Annotated in this window: 23 protein-coding genes; 15 read left to right on the top strand and 8 right to left on the bottom strand. The window is 62.0% G+C overall.

From position 1 onward, the window contains the following. Position 1: 1 nt before the first annotated feature. The 4 genes from sufC to M0639_RS14280 all read right to left on the bottom strand — a co-directional run bounded on the left by sufC (position 2) and on the right by M0639_RS14280 (position 4,365). Positions 2-808: a Fe-S cluster assembly ATPase SufC gene (sufC, locus tag M0639_RS14295; RefSeq protein ID WP_064075318.1), complete on the bottom strand. Its 807-nt coding sequence runs from the start codon at positions 806-808 to the stop codon at positions 2-4. Positions 809-869: 61 nt separating this feature from the next. Continuing rightward, positions 870-2,090, bottom strand: a complete 1,221-nt coding sequence (gene sufD / locus M0639_RS14290) for a Fe-S cluster assembly protein SufD (protein ID WP_042919809.1) — start codon at positions 2,088-2,090, stop codon at positions 870-872. Then, positions 2,090-3,550 (bottom strand): Fe-S cluster assembly protein SufB, encoded by a 1,461-nt coding sequence (sufB, locus tag M0639_RS14285; protein ID WP_003944799.1) that lies wholly within the window; start codon positions 3,548-3,550, stop codon positions 2,090-2,092. Before sufB ends, sufD begins: the two co-directional genes overlap by 1 nt. A gap of 155 nt (positions 3,551-3,705) precedes the next feature. Then, positions 3,706-4,365 carry a helix-turn-helix transcriptional regulator gene (locus M0639_RS14280; RefSeq protein WP_003944857.1) on the bottom strand — a complete coding sequence of 220 codons (660 nt, stop codon included), beginning with the start codon at positions 4,363-4,365 and terminating at the stop codon, positions 3,706-3,708. A gap of 217 nt (positions 4,366-4,582) precedes the next feature. Here M0639_RS14280 and mptB point away from each other — a divergent pair, with 217 nt between their 5' ends. The 4 genes from mptB to M0639_RS14260 are packed head-to-tail and all read left to right on the top strand — an operon-like array spanning position 4,583 to position 9,568. After that, positions 4,583-6,337, top strand: a complete 1,755-nt coding sequence (mptB, locus tag M0639_RS14275; protein ID WP_003944776.1) for a polyprenol phosphomannose-dependent alpha 1,6 mannosyltransferase MptB — start codon at positions 4,583-4,585, stop codon at positions 6,335-6,337. Next, positions 6,334-7,275, top strand: coding sequence for an ABC transporter ATP-binding protein (locus tag M0639_RS14270; RefSeq protein ID WP_007727917.1), 942 nt, complete (start codon positions 6,334-6,336; stop codon positions 7,273-7,275). The genes mptB and M0639_RS14270 overlap by 4 nt, the downstream gene beginning before the upstream one ends. Positions 7,276-7,289: 14 nt before the next feature. Further along, positions 7,290-8,126: an ABC transporter permease gene (locus M0639_RS14265; protein WP_371714638.1), complete on the top strand. Its 837-nt coding sequence runs from the start codon at positions 7,290-7,292 to the stop codon at positions 8,124-8,126. 47 nt (positions 8,127-8,173) lie between these two features. Beyond that, complete coding sequence (locus M0639_RS14260; RefSeq protein WP_230793247.1) at positions 8,174-9,568, top strand: hypothetical protein; 1,395 nt, start codon at positions 8,174-8,176, stop codon at positions 9,566-9,568. A gap of 187 nt (positions 9,569-9,755) precedes the next feature. Here the strand turns inward: M0639_RS14260 and M0639_RS14255 are convergent, their stop codons facing one another. Next, positions 9,756-9,998 carry a DUF2188 domain-containing protein gene (locus M0639_RS14255; protein ID WP_064075319.1) on the bottom strand — a complete coding sequence of 81 codons (243 nt, stop codon included), beginning with the start codon at positions 9,996-9,998 and terminating at the stop codon, positions 9,756-9,758. Between the two features lie 454 nt (positions 9,999-10,452). Between M0639_RS14255 and M0639_RS14250 the strand changes: the two genes are divergently transcribed. After that, positions 10,453-11,055 carry a hypothetical protein gene (locus M0639_RS14250; RefSeq protein WP_156525081.1) on the top strand — a complete coding sequence of 201 codons (603 nt, stop codon included), beginning with the start codon at positions 10,453-10,455 and terminating at the stop codon, positions 11,053-11,055. A gap of 399 nt (positions 11,056-11,454) precedes the next feature. Here the strand turns inward: M0639_RS14250 and M0639_RS14245 are convergent, their stop codons facing one another. Next, a complete protein-coding gene (locus M0639_RS14245; RefSeq protein WP_081557854.1) occupies positions 11,455-12,060 on the bottom strand; it encodes a site-specific integrase in 606 nt (201 codons plus the stop codon). A gap of 215 nt (positions 12,061-12,275) precedes the next feature. Between M0639_RS14245 and M0639_RS14240 the strand changes: the two genes are divergently transcribed. Beyond that, the gene (locus tag M0639_RS14240; protein ID WP_021332987.1) at positions 12,276-13,250 is read left to right on the top strand and encodes a COX15/CtaA family protein; all 975 of its coding nucleotides are present in this window, start codon (positions 12,276-12,278) and stop codon (positions 13,248-13,250) included. A 63-nt stretch (positions 13,251-13,313) separates the two neighbouring features. On the opposite strand, the gene M0639_RS14235 is transcribed toward M0639_RS14240, so the two are convergent. Next, the gene (locus M0639_RS14235) at positions 13,314-13,676 is read right to left on the bottom strand and encodes a hypothetical protein (protein ID WP_003945032.1); all 363 of its coding nucleotides are present in this window, start codon (positions 13,674-13,676) and stop codon (positions 13,314-13,316) included. Between the two features lie 83 nt (positions 13,677-13,759). Here M0639_RS14235 and M0639_RS14230 point away from each other — a divergent pair, with 83 nt between their 5' ends. Continuing rightward, on the top strand, positions 13,760-14,725 hold the full coding sequence (locus tag M0639_RS14230) for a quinone oxidoreductase family protein (RefSeq protein ID WP_021332986.1): 966 nt from the start codon (positions 13,760-13,762) through the stop codon (positions 14,723-14,725). Between the two features lie 56 nt (positions 14,726-14,781). On the opposite strand, the gene M0639_RS14225 is transcribed toward M0639_RS14230, so the two are convergent. After that, positions 14,782-15,765 (bottom strand): heme o synthase, encoded by a 984-nt coding sequence (locus tag M0639_RS14225; protein ID WP_003944994.1) that lies wholly within the window; start codon positions 15,763-15,765, stop codon positions 14,782-14,784. A 201-nt stretch (positions 15,766-15,966) separates the two neighbouring features. On the opposite strand from M0639_RS14225, the gene tkt reads away from it, so the two are divergent. From tkt to M0639_RS14185, 8 genes are all read left to right on the top strand, one after another. Beyond that, positions 15,967-18,069, top strand: coding sequence for a transketolase (tkt, locus tag M0639_RS14220; protein WP_003944976.1), 2,103 nt, complete (start codon positions 15,967-15,969; stop codon positions 18,067-18,069). A 5-nt stretch (positions 18,070-18,074) separates the two neighbouring features. Continuing rightward, a complete protein-coding gene (gene tal / locus M0639_RS14215; protein ID WP_064075335.1) occupies positions 18,075-19,199 on the top strand; it encodes a transaldolase in 1,125 nt (374 codons plus the stop codon). Between the two features lie 4 nt (positions 19,200-19,203). Continuing rightward, complete coding sequence (gene zwf, locus M0639_RS14210; protein WP_003944956.1) at positions 19,204-20,748, top strand: glucose-6-phosphate dehydrogenase; 1,545 nt, start codon at positions 19,204-19,206, stop codon at positions 20,746-20,748. Continuing rightward, positions 20,748-21,656: a glucose-6-phosphate dehydrogenase assembly protein OpcA gene (gene opcA, locus M0639_RS14205; protein WP_003944921.1), complete on the top strand. Its 909-nt coding sequence runs from the start codon at positions 20,748-20,750 to the stop codon at positions 21,654-21,656. Before zwf ends, opcA begins: the two co-directional genes overlap by 1 nt. Continuing rightward, on the top strand, positions 21,649-22,389 hold the full coding sequence (gene pgl, locus M0639_RS14200; protein WP_064075320.1) for a 6-phosphogluconolactonase: 741 nt from the start codon (positions 21,649-21,651) through the stop codon (positions 22,387-22,389). The genes opcA and pgl overlap by 8 nt, the downstream gene beginning before the upstream one ends. A gap of 325 nt (positions 22,390-22,714) precedes the next feature. Continuing rightward, positions 22,715-23,635: an SDR family oxidoreductase gene (locus M0639_RS14195; RefSeq protein WP_064075321.1), complete on the top strand. Its 921-nt coding sequence runs from the start codon at positions 22,715-22,717 to the stop codon at positions 23,633-23,635. Positions 23,636-23,660: 25 nt separating this feature from the next. Continuing rightward, the gene (locus tag M0639_RS14190; protein ID WP_054801926.1) at positions 23,661-24,005 is read left to right on the top strand and encodes an iron chaperone; all 345 of its coding nucleotides are present in this window, start codon (positions 23,661-23,663) and stop codon (positions 24,003-24,005) included. A 32-nt stretch (positions 24,006-24,037) separates the two neighbouring features. Next, entirely contained in the window at positions 24,038-24,760 is a 723-nt protein-coding gene (locus M0639_RS14185) for an AAA family ATPase (protein WP_064075322.1), read from the top strand. Positions 24,761-24,771 lie beyond the last annotated feature (11 nt).

Genomic DNA, 24,771 nt, shown 5'->3' with positions numbered 1-24,771 from the left:
ATTACGCTCCCTGGGTAGCTGCGGTGTCCGCGGTGAAACGAACGTAGCCGTTGGTCTCGAGCTCGTCGGCCAGCTCCGGTCCACCGGACTCGACGATGCGGCCACCGACGAACACGTGAACGAAGTCGGGGTTGATGTAGCGCAGAATGCGCGTGTAGTGCGTGATCAGCAGAACGCCGCCGTTCTCGCGCTCCTTGTAGCGGTTGACGCCTTCCGAGACGGTGCGCAGAGCGTCGACGTCGAGGCCGGAGTCGGTCTCGTCGAGGATCGCGATCTTCGGCTTGAGCATGCCCAACTGCAGGATCTCGTGGCGCTTCTTCTCGCCACCGGAGAAACCTTCGTTGACCGAGCGCTCGATGAACGAGGCATCGATCTCGAGCTCGCTGAGGGCTTCCTTGACTTCCTTGACCCAGTGGCGCAGCTTGGGAGCCTCGCCTCGCACGGCCGTAGCGGCGGTGCGCAGGAAGTTGGACATGGAAACGCCGGGAACCTCGACGGGGTACTGCATGGCCAGGAAGAGCCCGGCACGCGCACGCTCGTCGACGCTCATTGCGAGGACGTCTTCACCGTTGAGGGTGATGGAGCCGGACGTGACCTGGTACTTGGGGTGACCGGCGATGGCGTACGACAGAGTCGACTTGCCGGAGCCGTTGGGGCCCATGATCGCGTGGGTCTCCCCCGAGCGGACCGTGAGGTCGACGCCCTTGAGGATCTGGATGGGCTCGGCGTTGGCATCGGAGTTGGCGACCTCGACGTGCAGGTCACGAACCTCGAGGACCGAAGTGGTGGTGTTGTCACTGGTAGACATGAAATTCCTTCAAGATGAGGCGGGCGAGCGTAGCGACGGGGTGGTGTCGCCGGCGGGGCGGTCAGGAGCCGACGGCTGCGAGTTCGGCTTCGACTGCGGCTTCGAGGCGATCGCGCACCTCGGGAACAGCGATCTTGTTGATGATTTCGTGGAAGAACCCACGTACGACCAGACGACGAGCCTGATCCTCCGGGATACCACGAGCACGCAGGTAGAACAGCTGCTCGTCGTCGAAACGTCCCGTTGCACTTGCGTGGCCGGCCCCGACGATCTCACCGGTTTCGATTTCGAGGTTCGGAACCGAGTCGGCGCGGGCGCCGTCGGTCAGCACCAGGTTGCGGTTGAGCTCGAACGTGTCGGTGCCCTCCGCTGCGGCGCGGATGAGAACGTCGCCGATCCACACGGTGTGCGCGTCGGGCTTGCCGGATCCGGGATCGCCCTGAAGCGCACCCTTGTAGACCACGTTGGACTTGCAGTTGGGCTGCGAATGGTCCACCAGCAGACGCTGTTCCAGATGCTGGCCGGCGTCGGCGAAGTACAGGCCGAGCAGTTCGGCGTCGCCGCCCGGTCCGTCGTACTTGACGGTGGCGGACAGGCGCACCAGGTCGCCGCCCAGGCTGATCGAGGTGTATCGAAGCACTGCGTCGCGGTTCAGGCGAGCGTGGTGTGACGTCACATGAACTGCGTCGTCCGCCCAGTCTTGGATGGCCACCACAGTCAGCTGCGCACTGTCACCGAGAACGAATTCGATGTTCTCCGCGAAGGTTCCGCTGCCGCGCTGGTCGATCACGAACGTCGCCTTGGCGAACTGCGCCAGACGAATCTGGGTGTGTCCGTAGGCGACGTTGTCGACTCCGGGGCCGGTCATGGTGACCACAACGGGCTTCTCGACCTCGACCTCGGCACCAACCGAGATGACCGTTGCCGTCTCGAAGCTCGAATACGCCTGCGCTGCAATGCGATCAGCGGGAACGCCGGCTTTGCCCAGACGTGCGTCGTCACGGCCGACGGTCTCGACGGTGATGTCGCTTCCGCCGTCGACCTCGACGGTGACCTGTCCGTTGGCGACGGCGCTGCCGTCGTGCAATCCCCGGAGGCGACGCAGCGGGGTGAACCGCCAGATCTCGTCACGTCCGCCGGGAACCTCGAAAGCATTGACGTCGAACGAGGAGAACTGCTCACCCTTGTTCGTGATGGGTGAGCCTGTGGCTGCACCCTTTACAGGAGCGGTCGGGTTCTCCCCGGCAACAGCTCCGATGACTCCGGTCTCTGGCGTGGTCACTAACCCACAGCCCCTTCCATCTGAAGTTCGATAAGGCGGTTGAGCTCGAGCGCGTACTCCATCGGGAGTTCCTTCGCGATGGGCTCGACGAATCCACGCACGATGGTGGCCATCGCCTCGTCCTCGGTCAGTCCGCGGCTCATCAGGTAGAAGAGCTGATCGTCACTGACCTTCGAAACGGTGGCCTCGTGACCCATGGTGACGTCGTCCTCGCGGATGTCGACGTACGGGTAGGTGTCGCTTCGGCTGATCTGGTCGACCAGCAGAGCGTCACACTTGACGGTCGACTTGGAGCCGTGGGCACCCTTGTTGACCTGCACCAGACCGCGGTACGACGCACGTCCACCACCACGGGCGACAGACTTGCTGATGATGGTCGAGGACGTGTGCGGCGCGAGGTGGAGCATCTTGGCGCCGGTGTCCTGGTGCTGGCCCTCGCCGGAGAACGCAACGGAGAGAACCTCACCGCGGGCGTACTCGCCCATCAGCCACACGGCCGGGTACTTCATGGTGACCTTGGAGCCGATGTTGCCGTCGACCCACTCCATGGATCCGCCGGCCTCGACCTTGGTGCGCTTGGTCACCAGGTTGTAGACGTTGTTGGACCAGTTCTGGATGGTCGTGTAGCGGCAGTGGCCGCCCTTCTTCACGATGATCTCGACGACGGCCGAGTGCAGTGAATCGGACTTGTAGATCGGCGCGGTGCAACCCTCGACATAGTGCACGGAGGCATCTTCGTCGACGATGATCAGGGTGCGCTCGAACTGACCCATGTTCTCGGTGTTGATGCGGAAGTACGCCTGCAACGGGATGTCCACGTGGACTCCCGGCGGAACGTAGATGAACGAGCCACCGGACCACACGGCGGTGTTCAGCGCGGAGAACTTGTTGTCGCCGGCCGGGATGACCGATCCGAAGTACTCCTTGAACAGCTCCGGGTGCTGCTTGAGACCGGTGTCCGTGTCGAGGAAGATGACGCCCTGCTCCTCGAGGTCCTCACGGATCGAGTGGTAGACGACCTCGGACTCGTACTGAGCTGCGACGCCGGCAACGAGGCGCTGCTTCTCCGCCTCGGGGATGCCGAGCTTGTCGTACGTGTTCTTGATGTCCTCGGGCAGGTCTTCCCACGACTCGGCCTGCTTCTCGCTGGACCGGACGAAGTACTTGATGTTGTCGAAGTGAATACCTTCGAGGTCGCTGCCCCAGTTCGGCATCGGCTTCTTGTCGAAGGTGCGCAGCGCCTTGAGGCGGATGTCGAGCATCCACTCGGGCTCGCTCTTCTTGGCGGAGATGTCCCGCACGACAGCCTCGGACAACCCGCGCTGCGCGCTGGCTCCGGCTTCGTCGGAATCGGACCAGCCGTAGCCGTAATGACCGAGGGACGCGATGGTCTCTTCCTGCGTGAGCGGCTCGGTGCCTGCTGCCGCAGTGGTAGTCGCCTGGTCTGATGTGACGGTCATGCGAGCTCCTTCCGGAGTCTTGTTTCTTGACGGCTGCTCGGGCTCAGCGAGGGCTGGTCGCTGTGGTCGAGCAGTTCTGACTTTGAAGAACTAGCTGAAAAATCTCTATTCGAACGCTGCACGGTGGCAACGCTCTGTAGAACACTCTGGTCCGGTCATCTACTCCCGGTGGACACGAGGGGCACGTGCGTCGTGCAGGCGCAGTCACCGTTGGCGATGGTCGCCAGACGCTGAACATGAGTCCCGAGCAATTGCCGGAATGCTTGCTGCTCTGCCTCGCACAGTTCCGGAAACTCTTCTGCCACATGGGAAACCGGGCAATGGTGTTGGCAGATCTGCACGCCGTTGCCGACCGGCCGGGTCGACGCCGCGAACCCCACCGCGTTGAAGGCTTCGGCGATTGCGTCCGCTGTCGCCTCGACGTTGTCGACATCTGTCGGATCAGCCGGTTCGACGTCTCCGACGATCGCCTGAACCCGACGCTTGGCGAACTCCTCGATTGCCGCGTCTCCGCCGATTTCACGGAGTTGCCGCATCGCGGCTCCCGCCAGATCGTCGTAGGTGTGGCCGAGGCGGCCTCGACCGGTCGCGGTGATCTGGAACTGCTTGGCGGGACGACCTCGTCCACGCTGACGCAGCGACGCCGCCGAAGCGGTTCGGGCTTCCCCGGACTCGATCAAAGCGTCCAAGTGACGTCGGACACCTGCGGCACTCAAACCGAGGCGCGTGCCGATTTCGGAGGCGGTAATGGGGCCTTCTTCGAGTAGCAGCTTGACCACTGCGGCCCGGGTCTGGCCTTCGACGCTCACCGTCACCGGATTTGCGGCAGCACTAGGCGAGGTCGCTACAGTGGGCTGACCTGCAACTTCCTTGCTTCGAGGGTCTGACGCATTTCTTTTCACAACACAAGTGTGACGGAATTCTTTTCACAGGTCTACTAAGGGCAACCTGCATTACATTCGGGAATATCCGGACAACGCACGTTGTTTGTGCTTGTCTGTCCGGCTGGATCGAGCCGCTACGCTGCCTGGTGTGCCGCAGACCCCCGAGAAGACGACGACCGCGCGATCGGCGCGCGCGATCCTGCTGGAAAAACCCAAGGCACTCGCGCTTTCCACGATCGGCGTTCGGCCTTTCGGTTCCGCTCCCCGGCAGAGTATGGCCGCCGTGCTGCACGGCGACGAGGACGAGCGCCCGGGCCTGAACGCGAAGGAAACCGCACAACTGCGAGGGATTCGCCGATTCGGCGCAACTGGCGCGGTCTTGATGGCAGTCGGAGCGCTCGGCGCCGGCGCACAACCCGTCCTGCAGAATCCGACCGCAGGACTTCGAGTCCTCAGCCTTCCCGGACGTATGCCGACGGTCTCACTCACCATGACGATGACCGGAACCGTGCTCGTCGTTCTGGCCTGGCTGATGATGGGCCGATTTGCAGTCGGGGACATACGCAGCCGTTCCGGCGCACCGCGGCGCATGACCCGTTCCCAGTTGGACCGCACACTCCTGCTGTGGATCCTGCCGCTCTCGGTCGCACCGCCGATGTTCAGCCGCGACGTCTACTCGTATCTGGCTCAAAGCGAAATCGCGGCCCGTGGACTCGATCCGTACGCCATCGGCCCCAAGGCGGCACTGGGCGTCGACCACGTTCTCACCCGCACGGTTCCGACGATCTGGCGCGACACCCCGGCTCCGTACGGACCGTTCTTCCTGTGGCTGGGACGCGGGATCAGCTCACTGACCGGCGACAACATCGTGGCCGGAATCTTCTTGCACCGCTTGCTCGCATTGGCCGGCGTCGCGCTCATCGTGTGGGCGATACCGCGACTGGCCAAGCGATGCGGTGTCTCTGCCGTCAGTTCGCTCTGGCTCGGTGCCGCGAACCCACTGTTGCTCTTCCACTTGGTGGCCGGCATCCACAACGAAGCACTCATGCTCGGGTTGATGCTCGCCGGAATCGAGATCGCCCTCCGCGCAGTCGAAGGGTCCGGGCCCATCCGTGGGCGAGCGCTGTTCTATCTCGTTGCGGGATCAGGTTTGATCGCCTTGTCGTCGACCGTCAAAATTCCGTCCTTGCTTGCACTGGGATTTGTCGGCATGGCTTTGGCCCGGCGTTGGGGTGGAACCTGGAAAGCCTTGGCGGGAGCCGCGATCCTCCTGGGCATCGTTGCCGCTGTCGTCACGTTTGTCATCAGCGTGGCCAGTGGGCTCGGTATGGGTTGGATCAACACCCTCGACACCGCCACCGCAGTCCGGAGTTGGATGTCCATCCCGACGCTCCTGGGCGTCGGCACGGGATTGGCCGGTGTACTACTCGGACTCGGCGATCACACGACGGCGATCCTCACGATCACGCGGCCCATCGCAACTCTCGTCGCCATGCTCGTCACCGCACGGATGATGATCTCGGTGTACATGGGCCGCATACACCCGGTCGGTGGACTCGGCATCGCACTAGGAGCGATCGTTCTCCTGTTCCCCGTCGTTCAGCCGTGGTACCTGCTGTGGGCGATCCTTCCGTTGGCGGCGTGGGCCACCGCGCCGATTTTCCGCATCCCTGCCGTCGTCTTCACCTCGATCGTCAGCGTCATGTTGATGTCCAACGGCGCCGAATACCTTCCGTTCATGATCGTGCAGGCCGTCATCGCGACCATCCTCACCGCCGGAACGCTCATCGTCTTCACCCGCAATTCACTCCCTTGGCGTAGCGACAAGCCAGTAGCGGAGATCACGAAAGGCGGACCGGTAGACGAAGACAACTCGGCGGGGGCTTACGCTGATTCCCCGTGACCTCGAGAGCCTCCAGATCGTCGACGCCGGCGGTACAGATCCAGGGTGTCGTCAAGTCCTTCGACGGTGTTCGAGCCGTCGACGGTATCGATCTCACTGTCGAGACGGCCCAGGTAGTTGCCCTGCTCGGCCCCAACGGAGCCGGTAAGACAACCACCGTCGAGATGTGCGAAGGGTTTGTCACCCCCGATGCCGGCACGGTTCGAGTGCTCGGTCTCGATCCCATCGCCGACTCCGGTGAAGTCCGCTCGCGAATCGGTGTCATGCTGCAGGGCGGCGGCGCGTACCCCGGGTCCAAGGCCGGGGAAATGCTCGACCTCGTGGCCGCATACTCGGCCGACCCGCTCGATCCCGCCTGGCTCCTTTCCAAACTCGGCCTCACCGATGCGCGCAAGACCCCGTACCGCCGCCTCTCCGGAGGCCAGCAGCAACGACTGTCCCTGGCGTGCGCGCTGGTCGGCCGTCCCGAATTGGTATTTCTGGACGAACCCACCGCCGGCCTCGACGCTCAGGCACGTCTACTCGTGTGGGAACTCATCGACGCTCTGCGACGCGACGGCGTGAGCGTCCTGCTCACCACACACCTCATGGACGAGGCCGAAGCGCTCGCCGACGAACTGGTCATCATCGACCACGGCAAGATCGTCGCGTCGGGAACGCCGGCGGAGGTCACCAGCAAGGGCGCCGAAGGACAACTCCGTCTGACGACGGTTCCCGGTTTGAGCCTCGATTCGCTGGCCGGTTCACTCGCCGGGTTCCGCATCGAGGAATCCAACCCCGGCACCTACGTCGTCGAAGGTGCAATCGATCCGGCAACCGTGGCGACTGTCGCAACGTGGTGTGCCGATCAGGACGTGCTGATCAACGACATTCGCGTCGATCAACGGAGTCTGGAAGACGTCTTCCTCGAATTGACGGGCCGGGAACTGAGGGGATGACGGAGATCAAGGTCATGAACGAAACAGCGTCGAACGGCCAGAGCAGTCCCATCAGCGTTGCCAGAGACCGACGGCTCGCCGAGAACCGCTTCGAGCCAGGCACCTTCTCGCCGGATCCCCGCCCCAATTCGGCGGCCAAGATGCTGGCGGCGCAGACCAAACTGGAGCTGACTCTTCTGCTCCGCAACGGTGAGCAATTGCTGCTCACCATGTTCATCCCGATCACCCTGCTCATCGGACTGTGTCTACTTCCGATCGGCGATTTGGGCGATTCTCGGGTCGATACCGTGCTCCCTGGTGTCATGATGGTTGCCGTGATGTCGACGGCGTTCACCGGACAGGCCATCGCCGTCGGATTCGACCGCCGATACGGCGCGCTCAAGCGACTCGGTGCAACGCCGCTACCGCGGTGGGGAATCATCGCAGGCAAGAGCGCTGCCGTCATCATCGTCGTGGCTCTGCAGTCACTCTTGCTCGGCGCTATCGGTTTGGCGTTGGGATGGCGTCCGTCATTCGTCGAACTTGTACTCGGCGCAGTGGTCATTGCCATCGGTACTGTCACATTTGCAGCGCTTGGCCTCCTGCTCGGCGGTACTTTGCGCGCAGAGATCGTTCTCGCTCTCGCCAACATCCTGTGGTTCATCATGGTGGGCATCGGCAGTGTGGTCTTCGCCAGCGGCGAACTTCCGACCGCCGTTCACACGCTGGTACGCATTGTTCCGTCCGGCGCTCTCGCACACGCACTCGAAGCGACCCTCGACACCTCGATGGACTGGTTCTCGATTCTCGTACTACTCATCTGGGCCGCAGTGGCCGGAGTCTGCGCAGCAAGGTGGTTCAAGTTCACGTGAGTACACGACGGACAGCTCAGATCGTCGGCTGTGTGGCCGCAACAGTCATGTTGTGTGCCGGACCCGCAACGGCGACCCCTTCGGTGTCCGGTCCACTCGCACCTGCAAATCCGTACCTCGGTCCCGTCGGTACTTCCACCATGCACGGTGACGCGGGCTCGTCCGACGTCACTCCGCTGCCCGGTCCAGGAACCGGCCCCCACGAGGTGACTGCTTTCCCGATGATGGCCGCCTGCCCGACGGTCCTCCAGGGTTCCGACGGCATGGTCGTCTCGCTCTGCACGACGATGATCGGCCAGATCCCGACCATCCATTTGATCGATCCGAAGGCCGACGCCACGCCGTTGGGTAGATCCGTAGCACAACTGCCGCTCGCGAAGGGCAGTCTGCTCGGCGGCGTCTACGCCTACCTCGACAACGAGAACCGTCTCGTAGCCGTCGACGGAAACCGTCAACTGGTCCGCATTTCCCATGCGCAGAATCCGGACGGCAGTTGGCGGCTGGAACTCGCGGATGTCATCGATCTCAGTGGTGCGGTTGCCGCCGACGACAACGTCACCGGCCTCGCTCCGGACTGGGAAGGCAATGTCTGGTTCGCCACCGGGCACGGCACCGTCGGGTATGTCGGCGCGGATCGAATCGCGCACAGCATTGCACTCCCCGAAGGTGAACAGGTGCAGAACAGCATCTCCACCTCCCCGACGGGCACTGCCGTCGCAACTACCCACGCGCTCTACCAACTGAAGCGAAATGGCGACGAGGTCGTCATCGACTGGCGTCAGCCGTACGACCGCGGGCCGGCCCGTAATCCGGGTCAGCTCAGCTGGGGAACCGGATCGACGCCGACATACTTCGGCCCGTCGACGGGCAGCGATTTCTTGACCATCGTCGACAACGCCCACCCGACAGTGAGCTTGCATGTCTATCGCGCTGACACGGGCGCCGAGGTGTGCACGCAGCCGGTGTTGTCCGCTGCCAGCCAGGACGGCTCACCGAGCGGCAGCGAGAACTCCCCCGTCGGCATCGGTCATTCCGTCTACGTCGCCGGCACTTACGGATACCCGTACCCCACGACTCCTGAAGGTGCCGGTCCAGCGGTCCCCGCCACGGCACCCTTCAACGGCGGAATGACGCGCGTCGACATCGATCCGGTCGGCTGCCATGTCGTGTGGGACAACACGATCCGCAGCTCCGCGGTACCCCACCTCTCGACGGCTGACGGCTCGATCTACACCGTGACACGAGACGGTGCTCCGAACACCTCTCCGCTGGACGGTTACTCCTTCGCGGTGATCGACTCGAAGGACGGGTCGCAGATCGGTTCGACTCCACTGCCGTCGACGATCCTCAACGACACCCTTCAGATGTCGGCACTCATCACCGAGTCGGGCGAGTACTTCCAGGGAACGATCTCGGGAATCGTGCGAGTTCGCGCGAACTGATGCGAACTGCCCCCAACGACACTGTGTAGTTGATGGGGAACTACGATCGTTGGCGTGGTGAATCGTGTGTATGCCGGATAACCGCATGTAGTTGTACGTTCCACTGCACAATAGCAGTCGAATATTCGGATGATCTCACAACGACAAACACCCCGGTTCGGCCGAACCGGGTGTTTGGGACTACAAATTACCCCTTGACGTTGCTCGGGTCATTACCAGGAGCAATGGTGTTCTTCTCGCGAATCTGACCGTTCTTGCCCTGGATCGAAACTTCACCGCCGCCAGCGTTGCCCACGATCTGATTCGCCTTGGAAATCGCTTGCTTCTGAGTGTCGGTGTGAGCACTGGCGCGCTTGCTTCCAGGAGCGCCCTTCACATCCCATCCACCCTTTGGGTTGGGGCTGACGACTCGGTTGTTCTTGGCAGCCATTTCTATGGCCTTCCCACCAAAAGCTCTGTGGCAGACACGATCTTGACATCTTTTGCCAAAATCGTTGGAGAAGACTACGTTGACAGGTGAACCGTCGAAAGTTCCACAAGCCGCGAAGCCTCGTTCCAGTCCGACACCCGGATTGGTACCGGGGCTTTCGGTGATTGAAACACTACACCTAGTGGCCGACAGAAACACATAACGCGAGATGTAGTGAATTACATCGTTGAAATTTGCAGGCTGACCGGGTTCAGCGCGCCGAGGTCTTCGACATGTAGGCGTGTCGCCCACCATACTTAATGCCTTGAAATGCCCGGAGCATGCAGAGCATGCACACCTCGCAGTGCGTGTGAACGAGTGTTCGACGTCTTTGCATACTCACAAACATGTGCAGTTGAACTGACTTAGCGTGTCGTGTCTGACCTGCATAGATGACAGAACCTACGATCAGCGAATGGTTCCCATGCTCAGACAGAACGTGATCGTTCACGAAATCAGCCTTTCCAGCGGCACACCTTGGCACGTCTACATCGCTGCTGTCATCGGTGGATTGATCGCAATCGGTGGTTGGTTAGCCGTGCATTACTTCAGCAAGAAACGAGACCTTGATGGCTGGCGTCGTACGGCACTGCTGGAAGCTGTTTCAGCGCTAGTAGCGTCCTCGATTTCCCGTCGCGATCATATAACTACAGTTAGCGGACTCTATGACCGTTTCACAATCCCGCCAACCTACACAGTGCCTGACGAGGCTAGAAAAGCGCTCAGAGACATGATGGCGGCTCGCCACAAGATCGAAATCTGTGCAGAGAATAGTATTCTAAGATCTGCCGATCAAATTATCGAACTCCACACGAACAGTGCCCTATGCATTGAAAGGCTTCAGCGTAGTTTCTTTTATCCCGGCGAAGACGGAGAATTCGTCAGACTCAGGAGCCCAGAAGGAATAATAGAAGATGAAAGAGATGCGGAAATAGATATAGATGAGTTGACAAAATGTCACGCGAAATTAATTAGATCACTACAGATCGAAATACGTCTGAAGAAAAAGCAGCTATGACCTTCACGCATTCGACGAACTTGGCGTTTCCTTCGATTGCATTGGCTGGTTCGACTGTACGAATTATGTACACAGTGTTCTGATCGTCGTCTCTGCTGCTGTTCAGCCAACCAACGCCGAGCGCTAAGACTGTGATCAGGGCCAGAACTCCAAGTAGGCCGAGAAATTTCTTGTCCATGCTTCTCCCGTTTCGTTAGGTTTGTCCTTATATCGCCGGAACAGACCAGTCGTTACAATTTTGGAGTACGTCGCAGGAGAGCAGTTCAGATTAATCAGATTCACTGGCGGGTACAGATTGACCAGACAGCCAATTTTGTTAATCAGAGAAAGCATTACATGCCAAAAAATAGGACTACGCAGCAACGGCAGACGGACTTCTCCGTCTGCCGTAAGCAGTAGCTACCCGAATGCTCGTTTGACTTGCGCTTCTACGTCATCGGTTGTGGTTTGTACGTAGAACTTCAACGAAGTCTGCACACTGTGGTGTCGCAGCTGTCTACGCAGAATCTCCGGTGAACAGCCGTTGTTGACCAGTTCTGTTGCGAACTTGTGCCGTAGTGCATGCGGAGTGACTTCGATTTTTGAGTTACGTCCTACTCGTTGCAGACCGAGGTACACAGTATTTCTGGTGACCTTCGGATTCCACTGCGCGTACTCCGCTGCAAACCATTCAGGAACTACGACCGGACCGGATGACTTCGCTGAACTAAGTGTTCCGTTCGGTAGCATTTGCCGATCTACGAGCAAGACATTTCCCGAAATACGTTGCTTCACAACAGATTCGCCCAAACGAAGTCCAGCGTAGAGCATTGAGAAGCCGTACATTTTGTATCGTGACGATTCGATCGCCTGGTGAATGGTCGTCAGCGGAGCAAGTGTGTAGATCCGTGGTTGACCTTTGGATACTTTGAGCTGCACACCGAGCATCGAACGCAGTGCAATCGCATGCTTGTTGCGTGTGGATTGGTTCAGCACGGTTTGCAGGCGGTTGTGCAGAAAGCCCACGGTTGCCTGTTCGATCGGTACCTCACACAGTTCGAGGCATCGCAGAGTGCTCAGATAGTGGTAGACGGTTGATGCCTTCACCTGCTTGTTGGCAAGGTTCTGCTGGGCAACGTCGAGAATCGTTGTAGTTGACACTTCCACTCCTCACATCGGAGCAGTCACCCGGCACGGCCCCAACGACACTGTGTAGTTGATGGGGAACTACGATCGTTGGCGTGGTGAATCGTGTGTATGCCGGATTTTTACGCTTGGTGGATCGACTACCTCTCCCCTCGCTGAAAACGCAGAAAATCATCGCGTTCATCGTGATCCTGACGCAGGGCGGCATCGCTGTCACCGGCGCGGTGGTGCGCGTGACGGACTCGGGACTCGGTTGCCCGACGTGGCCGCAGTGCTTCCCCGGTAGCTTCGTCCCGGTCGGCCACGGACAGGTCGCGGTGATTCACCAAGCCGTCGAGTTCGGCAACCGCCTGCTGACCTTCCTGGTCGTCATCGTCGCCGCTGCGATCGTGCTTGCGGTGACTCGCGCTCGCCGACGCAAAGAGGTGCTTGTCTACGCCTGGATGATGCCGCTCGGCACTGTCGTTCAGGCAGTGATCGGCGGTATCACCGTCCTCACAGGCTTGCTGTGGTGGACGGTCGCCATTCACCTGGTTGCGTCGATGCTGATGGTCTGGGTTGCCACGGTGATGTACGCGAAGATCGCGGAACCCGACGAAGCAACAACTCTGGTCGTGATGCCGAAGCCGTTGCGCTGGCTTACCGCGCTGTCAGGTGTCGCGCTCGCCGGCGTTTTGGTCGCTGGAACTCTCGTAACGGGCGCAGGCCCGCACGCCGGCGACAAGGGACTGGACCGGACGGTGCCTCGCCTGGAGATCGAGATCGTGACGCTCGTCCATCTGCACTCACAGCTTCTGGTCGGATATCTCGCGCTGGTCGTGGGTCTGACCTTCGGCCTGTATGCGGTCGGGACATCCGCAGCCGTGAAGATCCGTCTGAAGGTCCTGCTGGGACTGATCCTCGCGCAGTCGCTCATCGGTGTCGTGCAGTACTTCACCGATGTGCCGGAAGTTCTGGTGATCATGCACGTCGCCGGTGCAGGACTGTGCACGGCTGCGACCGCAGCAGTTTGGGCTGCGGGTAAGACCCGCCAGTACACGCCGACCAATTCGCCGATACCAGCTGTCTGACGCTTCAAGACACGTGTGGGGCGTAGGAACACCAAAAGGTGTTCCTACGCCCCACACGTCATTTCAGGATTCGTTGCGAGCTTTCGGGAACCGAGTCTGGTTGGCGACCCAACCGGCCATCTTCTTGAAATGGCCTTCCTGCGGGGTGACGATGCTCGTCAGTTCGCGCTCCCACTCGGCGACGGTGACGTTGTCGAAGGACGCGACGACCGCGTTTGCCGTGGCGAGGTCCTCGACGACCTGATCACCGAGGATGCCGTCGGCACCTACGAGGGTGATGCGAACGCCGGCCAGGCCGACCGGCTGGATGACGGCGCTGGCGGAGCCGCCGTGCTCGGCGACGAACTTGGTGATGGCGTTCACCGTGGACTTCGGCAGTTCCGGCGCGGACGGGGTGGCGTCCGACTTCTCGGTATCGGTGCTCATGACTCGACAATACTGGTCGGTAGCCCGGAAGCGACACCAGGCATGGACTGAGCGTCGGCCGCCTCGGGTGTAGAACAGAAACCATGCGAGCCATCTACGTGACCGAGACCGGCGGACCAGACGTTCTGACTCTGACCGAACAACCCGAACCGACACCCGGCCCAGGCGATCTACTCGTCAAGACCGAAGCGATCGGCATCAATTTCATCGACACGTACTTCCGAATGGGCCAGTACAAGCGTCCGCTCCCCTACATTCCCGGCGACGAGGGCAGCGGGGTTGTCGAAGCTGTCGGCTCCGACGTCAACGAATTCTCCGTGGGCGACCGGGTCGCGTGGGCCGCTGCCACTGGCAGCTATGCCGAGAAGGTGGCTGTTCCCGCCGCAGTCGCCGTGAAAGTGCCTGACGGTGTCCCTGCATCGGCCGCAGCGTCGGCGCTCCTGCAGGGGATGACGGCGCACTACCTCGCGAAGTCGACGTATCCGATCCAGAGCGGCGACACCGTGCTCGTGCACGCAGGCGCGGGCGGCGTCGGGTTGATCCTGACGCAGATGGCCGTCAGCCTCGGGGCGAAGGTCATCACGACTGTGTCATCGGATGCAAAGGAAGAACTCTCGCGCGGCGCGGGTGCCTCGGAGGTTCTGCGGTACGACGAGGACATCGCAGCGCGAGTCCGGGAGTTGACCGGCGGCGAAGGAGTAGCGGCGGCATACGACGGCGTCGGCGCGACAACTTTTGATTCGAGCTTGGCTTCCGTGCGCATCCGCGGCACGGTCGCTTTGTTCGGTGCGGCCAGTGGACCGGTTCCGCCGGTTGATCCGCAGCGGCTCAATTCGTCGGGTTCGCTGTTCCTGACGCGTCCGACGCTCGCGCATCACATTCGCACTCGAGAGGAACTGACCTGGCGTGCCGGCGATGTCTTCGACGCCATTGCGGCCGGGAAACTCGATATTCGCGTCGGCGCCGAGTATCCCCTCGCCGATGCGGCAACAGCGCATCGGGATCTGGAAGGTAGAGCAACGACCGGGTCGATCGTTCTGATCCCCTAGCGAAGTGCTGTGCGCCTTTATTAACCGCCCGCGGTTAATAAAGGCGCACAGCAGAATCAGCTCAGCATGTCGCTGATCGTCTGCAGTCCGAGAACCGAGTCGACAGCGAGGCCGACGAACACGATCGCAAGATAGTTGTTGGACTGCAGGAACAGGCGCAGCGGCTTGACCTGAGCACCACCGCGAACGCTGCGGTACAGCTGATGTGCCATGAGCAGGAACCACGCACCGGCAACGATGGTGATGGCGGCGTAGATGACTCCCGATGCGGGCACGAGGACAAGCGTCGTGACGACCATTGCCCAGCTGTAGAACAGAATCTGCTTGGTGACGTGCTCTTCGGTGGCGATCACCGGAAGCATGGGAACACCGGCAGCTTTGTAGTCCTCTTTGTATCGCATCGCCAGCGCCCAGGTGTGCGGCGGCGTCCAGAAGAAGATGATCAGGAACAGCACGACGGGCTGCCAGCTCAGCGACCCGGTGACAGCGGCCCAGCCCACGAGGACGGGCATACATCCGGCTGCGCCACCCCAGATGACGTTCTGCCAGGTACGACGCTTGAGAACCATCGTGTAGATGAGGACGTAGAACGCGATCGTGATCACGACGAGGATGCCGGCCAAGAGGTTGGCTCGCCACCACAGCCACAGGAACGACGCGAGTCCGAGAAGGAGCCCGAAGACGAGCGCGTTGCGCGTCGGCACCGCCTCGCGGGCCAGCGGCCGCTTCGCCGTGCGCTTCATGACCTTGTCGATGTCGGCGTCGACGACGCAGTTGAGCGAGTTCGCACTCGCCGCGCCCATCCAGCCACCGAAGAGGGTGCTGAGGATCAGAACGATGTCGACTGTTCCGCGATCGGCCAGCAGCATTGCCGGAATGGTTGCCACCAACAGCAATTCGATCACTCGCGGCTTCGTGAGCGCGATATAAGCCAGAACCTTGCCCGTTGCGCGACCCCACACCGTATCGGTATTGGTCGCCCGCGGGGCGGCACCTGGGCTGCCGAAGCCATGTCCGCTCGGCTGTTGCCCTGTCCGCACGTTCTCTCCTTGCACCACGCGTTACCGCACTAACTCTTCACGACACACTGCTGACACTGTTCTCTACTACGAACGATGGTAGACCGCAGCCATTGAGGAACCGAATCGACCCGGACAGCCAGGACCATTAGGCTGGGTTACGCAGTGGAGGGACACCCCACCCTCGCAATCCACGTACACCATGTCAGGAGACATCTGCCAGTGTCGATCACAGACGAGATCCACGTCCTCACGCAACCCGTCCACCCCTCGGACTGGACCGACCTGGACACCAAGGCTGTCGATACCGCCCGCGTGCTCGCCGCCGACGCGGTTCAGAAGGTCGGCAACGGCCATCCCGGAACTGCAATGAGCTTGGCGCCGTTGGCATACACCCTCTTCCAGCGCGTCATGCGCCACGATCCTTCGGATGCAGAATGGGTCGGCCGTGACCGCTTCGTTCTCTCCTGTGGCCATTCATCCTTGACGCTGTACACCCAGCTCTACCTGTCGGGCTACGGTCTCGAGCTCGCTGACCTCGAAGCTCTCCGGACGTGGGGCGCACTGACCCCCGGCCACCCCGAGGTCGGCCACACCGTCGGCGTCGAGATGACCACCGGTCCGCTGGGCCAGGGCCTTGCGTCCGCAGTCGGTATGGCGATGGCTGCGCGTCGTGAGCGTGGGTTGTTCGATCCGGAGACCCCGGTCGGCTCCTCCCCCTTCGACCATCACATCTACGTGATCGCGTCCGACGGTGACATCGAAGAAGGCGTTACGTCCGAGGCCTCGTCTCTCGCCGGTGTCCAGGAACTGGGCAACCTCATCGTCTTCTACGACGACAACAAGATCTCCATCGAGCACGACACCACCATCGCTCTCGGCGAAGACGTCGGAAAGCGATACGAGGCATACGGCTGGCACGTTCAGCACGTCGAAGGTGGCGAGAACGTCTCCGGCATCCTCGACGCGGTTGCCGCGGCCAAGGCCGTCGTCGATCGTCCCTCCATCATCTTGCTCCGCACCATCATCGGTTTCCCGGCTCCGAAGAAGATGAACACCGGCGACGTCCACGGCTCCGCTCTCGGTGCCGACGAAGTTGCAGCGGTCAAGGAAGCCCTCGGCTTCGATCCGGCCAAGTCCTTCGACGTCGACGCCGACGCTCTGGCTCACGCCCGTGAGGTCGTCTCCCGCGGCGCCGACGCACGCAAGGCATGGCAGGTCGAGTTCGACGCGTGGGCTGCACGTGAGACCGAGCGCAAGGAACTCTTCGACCGCCTGTTCGCCGGTGAGTTCCCCGCCGGCTGGGCCGACGCTCTCCCGACCTACGAGGCCGACGCCAAGGGCGTTGCGACTCGCAAGGCCTCCGGTTCGGCACTCAACGCGCTCGGACCGATCCTGCCCGAGCTGTGGGGCGGCTCCGCCGACCTCGCCGGCAGCAACAACACCACCATCAAGGGCGCAGATTCGTTCGGCCCGTTCTCCATCTCCACCAACGACTGGAATGCGCAGCCTTACGGCCGCACGCTCCACTTCGGCATCCGCGAGCACGCGATGGGCTCGATCCTCAACGGCATCGCGCTTCACGGACCCACCCGCCCGTACGGCGGAACCTTCATGGTCTTCTCCGACTACATGCGTCCGGCGGTTCGCCTGGCCGCACTGATGAAGACTGCCGTCACCTACGTCTGGACCCACGACTCCATCGGTCTCGGCGAAGACGGCCCGACCCACCAGCCGGTCGAGCACCTCGCTGCTCTTCGTGCGATCCCGAACCTCGCCGTCGTCCGCCCGGGTGACGCCAACGAGACCTCGTTCGCATGGCAGGCAGCACTCGAGAACAAGACGGGCCCGACGGCTCTGGCACTCACTCGCCAGGACATCCCGGTTCTCGAAGGCACCAAGGAGAAGGCTGCCGAGGGTGTCAAGCGCGGCGCTTACGTCCTCGTCGATGCAGCCAACGGTTCGCCCGAGGTCATCTTGCTGGCGACCGGTTCCGAACTGCATCTGGCCACCGAGGCTCGCGAAACCCTCGAAGCTCAGGGCGTCGCAACCCGCGTCGTTTCCGTGCCGTGCCTCGATTGGTTCCTCGAGCAGGATCAGGCGTACCGCGACGAGGTCATTCCGCCCGCCGTGCGCGCGCGTGTGTCCGTCGAAGCCGGCATCGCGATGCCGTGGTGGCGCATCCTCGGCGACGCCGGTCAGGCCGTCTCGCTCGAGCACTACGGCGCTTCCGCCGATTACAAGACCTTGTTCCGGGAGTTCGGCATCACTGCCGACGCGACTGTCGAAGCCGCGCAGCGCTCCCTCGCAGCTGTGAAGGGATGATCTCGATGACACAGAACGTGAATACCGAAAAGCTCTCCGCTGCAGGCGTTTCCATCTGGCTCGACGACCTCTCGCGGGATCGCATCCAGTCCGGCAACCTGCAGAACCTCATCGACACGAAGTCGATCGTGGGTGTCACGACCAACCCGTCGATCTTCCAGGCGGCACTGTCCAAGGGATCGGCGTACGACGCTCAGGTCCGTGAGCTCGCACAGCGCGGCGCCGATGTCGACGCCACCATCACCGCGGTGACCACCGACGACGTGCGTGCTGCGTGCGACATCCTGGCTCCGCAGTTCGAGGCGTCGAACGGCGTCGACGGCCGCGTGTCCATCGAAGTCGATCCTCGCCTGGCTCACGACACCGACGCCACCGTCGCGCAGGCGATCGAGCTGCACAAGATCGTCGATCGTCCGAACGTCCTGATCAAGATCCCCGCGACGCTGGCAGGCATTCCCGCCATCGCCAAGGTGATCGGTGAGGGCATCAGCGTCAACGTCACCTTGATCTTCTCGGTCGAGCGCTACGAAGCTGTCATGGGCGCATACCTGCAAGGTCTGGACACCGCCAAGGCTGCCGGCCGCGACATCTCGTCCATCGAGTCGGTCGCCTCGTTCTTCGTCTCCCGCGTGGATTCCGAGATCGACAACCGCCTCACGGCAATCGGCACGCCGGAAGCCCTCGAGCTTCGTGGCAAGGCTGCACTCGCAAACGCGCGTCTGGCGTACAACGCGTACCAGCAGATCTTCGAGGTGCAGCCGCGCTTCCAGGCTCTTCTGGCCGACGGCGCCAAGGCTCAGCGTCCGCTGTGGGCGTCGACCGGCGTGAAGAACCCGGATTACCCCGACACTCTCTACGTCACCGAGTTGGTTGCGCCGAACACGGTCAACACCATGCCGGAGAAGACGCTCGACGCTCTCGCCGACCACGGCGAGATCACCGGCGACACGATCTCGGGCACCGCTCAGGAGTCACAGGCGGTCTTCGATCAGCTCGCTGCAGTCGGCATCGATCTTGCGGACGTGTTCAAGGTCCTCGAGACAGAGGGCGTCGACAAGTTCGAGGTGTCCTGGAACGAGTTGCTCGACGCAACCGGCGAGCAGCTCCGCGCAGCAACCCAGAAGAGCTGAGCCTGTGAGCGATTCCGCGGCGGCATCAGATTGGGTGAATCCCCTTCGGGACAGCACCGACAAACGGCTTCCGCACATTGCGGGGCCCTGCGCCCTGGTGATTTTCGGTGTTACCGGCGACCTTGCCAGGCGCAAGCTCATGCCCGCCATCTACGACCTCGCCAACCGTGGACTGTTGCCGCCCGGATTCGCTCTGGTCGGGTTCGCCCGGCGTGACTGGACGGACGAGGACTTCGCGAACGTCGTCCTCGAAGCAGTCAAGGACGGTGCTCGCACCAAGTTCCGTCAGGACGTCTGGGAGAGGCTCGCTGAAGGTATCCGGTTCGTGGAGGGCAGTTTCGACGAGGCCGAGGCCTTCCAGAACCTGTCCGACACGTTGGCAACGCTCGACAACGAACGTGGTATCGGCGGCAATCACGGTTTCTACCTTGCGATTCCGCCCAACGCGTTTCCTCAGGTGCTCGAGCAACTGTCGGCGTCGGGCCTCGCGCAGGCCGAGGACGGTCAGTGGCGACGAGTCGTCATCGAGAAGCCGTTCGGCCACGACCTCGAGAGCGCTCGCGAACTGAACGCCGTCGTCAACAAGGTGTTCCCCGAGGACACGGTCTTCCGTATCGACCACTACCTCGGTAAGGAAACCGTCCAGAACATTCTGGCTCTGCGCTTCGCGAACCAGTTGTTCGATCCGATCTGGAACGCGCACTACGTCGACCACGTTCAGATCACGATGGCCGAGGACATCGGCCTCGGTGGACGCGCCGGGTACTACGACGGCATCGGCGCGGCCCGTGACGTGATCCAGAACCACCTGCTGCAGTTGCTCGCGTTCACGGCGATGGAAGAACCCATCAGCTTCGAGCCGCTCAATCTGCAGGCGGAGAAGATCAAGGTCCTCTCGGCCACTCGCCTTGCCGAGCCCCTCGACGAGACCACCGCCCGCGGCCAGTACGCGGGCGGCTGGCAGGGTGGGCTGCCGGTGGTCGGGCTCCTCGAAGAAGACGGCTTCGCAGCGGACTCCATCACGGAGACCTTTGCCGCCATCACCCTCGAGGTCGACACCCGCCGCTGGGCGGGTGTGCCGTTCTACCTGCGCACGGGCAAACGACTCGGACGCCGTGTCACCGAGATCGCGGTGGTGTTCAAACGTGCACCGCACCTACCGTTCGACAAGACGATGACCGAAGACCTCGGCCAGAACGCTCTGGTCATCCGCGTGCAGCCCGACGAGGGTGTCACCATGCGGTTCGGTTCGAAGGTTCCCGGATCGAGCATGGAAGTCCGTGACGTCAACATGGACTTCTCGTACGGCCAGGCTTTCACCGAGTCGTCACCGGAGGCGTACGAGCGACTCATTCTCGACGTGTTGCTCGGTGAGCCGTCACTCTTCCCGGTCAACGCCGAAGTCGAATTGTCTTGGGAAATCCTCGATCCCGTCCTCGAACACTGGGCAGCCGGCGGCAAGCCGGAACCCTACGAGGCCGGAACGTGGGGACCACCGTCTGCGGACGAAATGATGCAACGCACCGGACGCGAATGGAGGCGACCCTAGTGATTCTCGATTTGCCCTCCACCACCACGGTCCAGGTCAGCAAGAAACTGGTCGAGGTGCGTAAGACCGGCGGCGCTGTCACCTTGGGGCGAGTGCTGACGCTCGTCGTCTGCACCAGGGACACCGGGAATGCCGAGGAAGCCATCGAGGCCGCCAACGAAGCAAGCCGCGAGCACCCTTGCCGCGTCATCGTGCTTCTGCGTGGCGACGAGCAGAGTGAGCCCAGGCTCGATGCTCAGATCCGTGTCGGCGGGGACGCCGGCGCCTCGGAGGTTGTCGTGTTGCGTCTCTACGGTCCGCTTGCGGATCACGAGAGCAGCGTCGTCATCCCGTTCCTGCTCCCCGACACCCCGGTAGTCGCGTGGTGGCCCCTCGAGGCACCCGAGATTCCGGCGAAGGACCCCGTCGGGAAGCTCGCGATACGGCGTATCACCGATGCCACCGGCGCCCCCGATCCGACCGCCACCATCAAGGGGCGACTCGCGTCGTACACCGCCGGCGATACCGATCTCGCCTGGAGTCGCGTCACCTACTGGCGCGCGCTCCTCGCGTCGGCTCTCGATCAGCCGCCGCACGAGAAGATCACCTCAGCGGTGGTCTCCGGTCTCAAAACCGAACCGGCACTGGATATTCTCGCCGGTTGGTTGGCAGCCAAGATCGACGGTCCGGTCATTCGACGTACGGGTGAGCTGACGGTCGAGTTGAAGCTCGAGACCCGCAGTATCTCCATCAGTCGTCCGCAGGAGGGCACGACCGCTACGTTGATCCGCACCGGTCAGCCTGACGCGCTGGTTTCTCTGGGTCGTCGAGAGACACGCGATTGCCTCGCCGAGGAATTGCGTCGGCTCGATCCGGACGAGATCTACGAGGAAGCTCTGGCCGGATTGGAGAAGGTGACCTATGAGTGATGTTGTCGTGGAGAAGTTTTCCGACGCCGGCCAACTGGTCGACGCTGCCGCCGCACGCCTGGTCACGACCATCGTCGACGCCCAGAAGGCTCGCGGGTTTGCGTCCATCGTGCTGACTGGCGGTGGAACCGGCATCGCACTTCTCGAGAAGTTGCGTGAAGCTCCCGGCGACATCGACTGGTCGCAGATCGATCTGTACTGGGGCGACGAACGGTTCCTGCCGTCCGGCGATCCCGAGCGGAACGAAGTGCAAGCACGTGAGGCGCTTCTCGATCATGTGCCGGTCGATCCCGACAGGGTACATGCGATGGCCGCATCCGACGGTATCTACGACGGTGATCCACACGGGGCGGCGACGGCGTACGAACAACTGCTGGGCGCTCAGGCACACGGGAATCAGGTTCCGACGTTCGACGTGCACCTGCTCGGTATGGGCGGCGAAGGACACGTCAACTCGTTGTTCCCGCACACCGACGCTGTTCGCGAAGAAGCGCGTTTCGTAGTCGCGGTGACGGACTCCCCCAAGCCGCCACCGGTGCGGATCACCCTCACGTTGCCTGCTGTTCGGCGAGCCAAAGAGGTCTGGCTGCTCGTCTCGGGTGCTGTAAAGGCCGAGGCCGTTGCCAAAGCCGTCGGAGGTGCTTCGGCCGAGGACTGGCCGTCCGCCGGCGCCACCGGTTTGGTTGCGACACGTTGGTTCCTCGATACGGACGCTGCCTCGCAGCTTCCCTGATCTGATTTCACAGATCTGATTTCACACCGGTCGGGAATCGTCTTCCGGCGATTCCCGGCTTGGTGGTACGTCGACGACTTTCTCACCGTGGCGACTTTCGACTACCCGCCGAGTCCGGATCCGATGCGAATTTCCTTTTGACGGAACGGAACTCAATCCCGAGATCCCGTTTCTCCAACCGGCACTGCGCCCCACACAACGATTCATCTCTCCCCCTGCCTCCTTCATCCGAGTGATTACTACCTTGGACGCCGCGAAGTAAGGTTCGGTTCCGCAGATCGCGTTCACTCTTGAACGAAGCAATCCAGGCGAGAACAATCGAACAATGTCGTGGACACCGAATCCGGACGCACTTCGCGGGCGAGTGGCTGTAGTTGCCGGGGCGACGAGGGGCGCCGGACGCGGAATCGCCGCGGCCTTGGGCGAGGCCGGTGCAACCGTCATCTGCACTGGTCGGAGCACATCTGCCGGAATTCTTCAGTCGGACTATCCGCGCGGAGAGACCATCGAAGAGACGGCAGAGTTGGTCACCGAACTGGGCGGCGTCGGCGTGCCGATTGCCGTCGATCATCTCAAGAGCAAACAAGTGGCTGATCTCGCCGAACGCTTGCGAATCGACTATCACCATATCGACATCTTGGTCAACGACATCTGGGGCGCGGAATTACTCAAGGGTGGGCCGGCGGAGTGGAACACGCCGGTATGGGAACACGATCTGGACAAGGGGTTTCACATTCTGCGCCTGGCGATCGACACCCACATCACCACGTCGCACCACCTCCTGCCGCTCATGACCGATAGGCCAGGCGGACTGGTCGCCGAAATAACCGATGGCACTACCGAATACAACGCATCGAACTATCGTATCTCGGTGTTCTACGACTTGGCCAAGGTGTCCGTGAACAGGCTCGCATTTTCGCAAGGCCACGAACTTGCCCCGTTCGGATGTACTGCCGTCGCCATCACTCCCGGGTTCCTGCGATCGGAGATGATGCTGGACAATTTTGGTGTCGGCGAATCGAATTGGCGGGACGCTCTGTTGCCGGAGCGGGATGGTCCGACTGCGCCCGCGGATTTCGCACGCTCCGAGTCACCAAGATTCATCGGACGTGCGATCGCGGCCATCGCTGCCGATCCGAATCGACAGCGATGGAATCAGCGATCGGTCAGTTCAGGCGAACTCGGAACGGAATACGGGTTCACCGACGCGGACGGCAGCCGCCCCGATTTCTGGCGGACCAAATGAATCCGGCTGCGATTATGATCCGCGCATGGCCGAATTCGTGACGATCGACGAATACATCGCTTCGTTTCCCACCGACGTGCAACCAGCCCTCGAGAGTATCCGCGAGACGATTCACAACACGGTTCCAGGCCTCGATGAGACCATCAGCTATCAGATGCCGACCATGACGGTGAACGGAAAGAACCTGATTCACTTCGCAGGCTGGAAAAACCACATCTCGATGTACCCGCTCCCGGCGGGTGACGCCGAGTTCGAGAAGTCCGTCGACCCTTACCGGGCTGCGAAATCAACCGTGAAGTTCCCGCTGAACAGACCGATCCCTCTCGATCTCGTGGCTCGGATCGTCGAATTGCTCGCGCAGCGCCACTAACGTCCGTTCTCGTCGGAGCCTTGTGAGAACGTATGGCCGTGCAGAGACAACCCATCCGCCGCATCAAGGCCGGGCCATCGTCGGGCGCCGACGTAGGCAGCTGGCCGATGACGGTGCCTGCAGTCGCGCAGATCGTTCAGCACGGTCTCGAGCTTCCACCGGGTGTCACCATTCTGGTCGGCGAAAACGGAGCGGGAAAGTCGACCGTCATCGAAATTATTGCCGCCGTTCTCGGTCTCAACGCCGAAGGCGGGTCGACCAATACGCGGCATCAGACTCGATCGAGTGAACCGGGCGGCCTCGACCTTGTGGTCGAGCGGAGTCCCGGCGCATCGAAGTGGGCGTACTACCTCCGAGACGAAACCCTGCACGGTTTGTACACGTACTTGGAGGACAACCCCAATCCCAAGCGACCTGAACCGCTTTACCATCACCTCTCCCACGGTGAGGCGCTGCTCGAGATCCTGTCGTCGAGGACCTCCGACGGCGGCTTCTATCTCATCGACGAACCCGATGCCGCACTCTCCTTCCAGGGGACCCTGACACTGGCGGCGCTGCTCGGCGAGCTGGTGGAATCCGGCGCGCAGGCGGTGATCGCGACGCACTCGCCGATCATCGCGGCGCTGCCGAACGCCAACCTGCTCGAGATCGGCGAATGGGGAATCCGAGCCTCGAGCTGGGAGGACCTCGATCTGGTGTCGAACTGGCAGCGGTTCCTTCACGACCCGCACACGTACCTGCGCCATCTGATCTAACCTGGAACTCC

The sequence above is a fragment of the Rhodococcus qingshengii JCM 15477 genome, assembly GCF_023221595.1.
GTDB classification, from domain to species: Bacteria; Actinomycetota; Actinomycetes; order Mycobacteriales; family Mycobacteriaceae; genus Rhodococcus_F; species Rhodococcus_F qingshengii.
The sequence above is the reverse complement of the archived record's forward strand: the minus strand, read 5'-3'. Positions and strand labels throughout refer to the sequence as shown.

Bases quoted from the DNA above. Each gene is read 5' to 3' on its own strand.
- sufC (WP_064075318.1), bottom strand. From the start codon at position 808: ATGTCTACCAGTGACAACACCACCACTTCGGTCCTCGAGGTTCGTGAC.
- sufB (WP_003944799.1), bottom strand. From the start codon at position 3,550: ATGACCGTCACATCAGACCAGGCGACTACCACTGCGGCAGCAGGCACC.
- M0639_RS14265 (WP_371714638.1), top strand. From the start codon at position 7,290: ATGAACGAAACAGCGTCGAACGGCCAGAGCAGTCCCATCAGCGTTGCC.
- M0639_RS14260 (WP_230793247.1), top strand. From the start codon at position 8,174: ATGTTGTGTGCCGGACCCGCAACGGCGACCCCTTCGGTGTCCGGTCCA.
- M0639_RS14255 (WP_064075319.1), bottom strand. From the start codon at position 9,998: ATGGCTGCCAAGAACAACCGAGTCGTCAGCCCCAACCCAAAGGGTGGA.
- M0639_RS14250 (WP_156525081.1), top strand. From the start codon at position 10,453: ATGGTTCCCATGCTCAGACAGAACGTGATCGTTCACGAAATCAGCCTT.
- M0639_RS14235 (WP_003945032.1), bottom strand. From the start codon at position 13,676: ATGAGCACCGATACCGAGAAGTCGGACGCCACCCCGTCCGCGCCGGAA.
- M0639_RS14230 (WP_021332986.1), top strand. From the start codon at position 13,760: ATGCGAGCCATCTACGTGACCGAGACCGGCGGACCAGACGTTCTGACT.
- tal (WP_064075335.1), top strand. From the start codon at position 18,075: ATGACACAGAACGTGAATACCGAAAAGCTCTCCGCTGCAGGCGTTTCC.
- pgl (WP_064075320.1), top strand. From the start codon at position 21,649: ATGAGTGATGTTGTCGTGGAGAAGTTTTCCGACGCCGGCCAACTGGTC.
- M0639_RS14195 (WP_064075321.1), top strand. From the start codon at position 22,715: ATGTCGTGGACACCGAATCCGGACGCACTTCGCGGGCGAGTGGCTGTA.
- M0639_RS14190 (WP_054801926.1), top strand. From the start codon at position 23,661: ATGGCCGAATTCGTGACGATCGACGAATACATCGCTTCGTTTCCCACC.
- M0639_RS14185 (WP_064075322.1), top strand. From the start codon at position 24,038: ATGGCCGTGCAGAGACAACCCATCCGCCGCATCAAGGCCGGGCCATCG.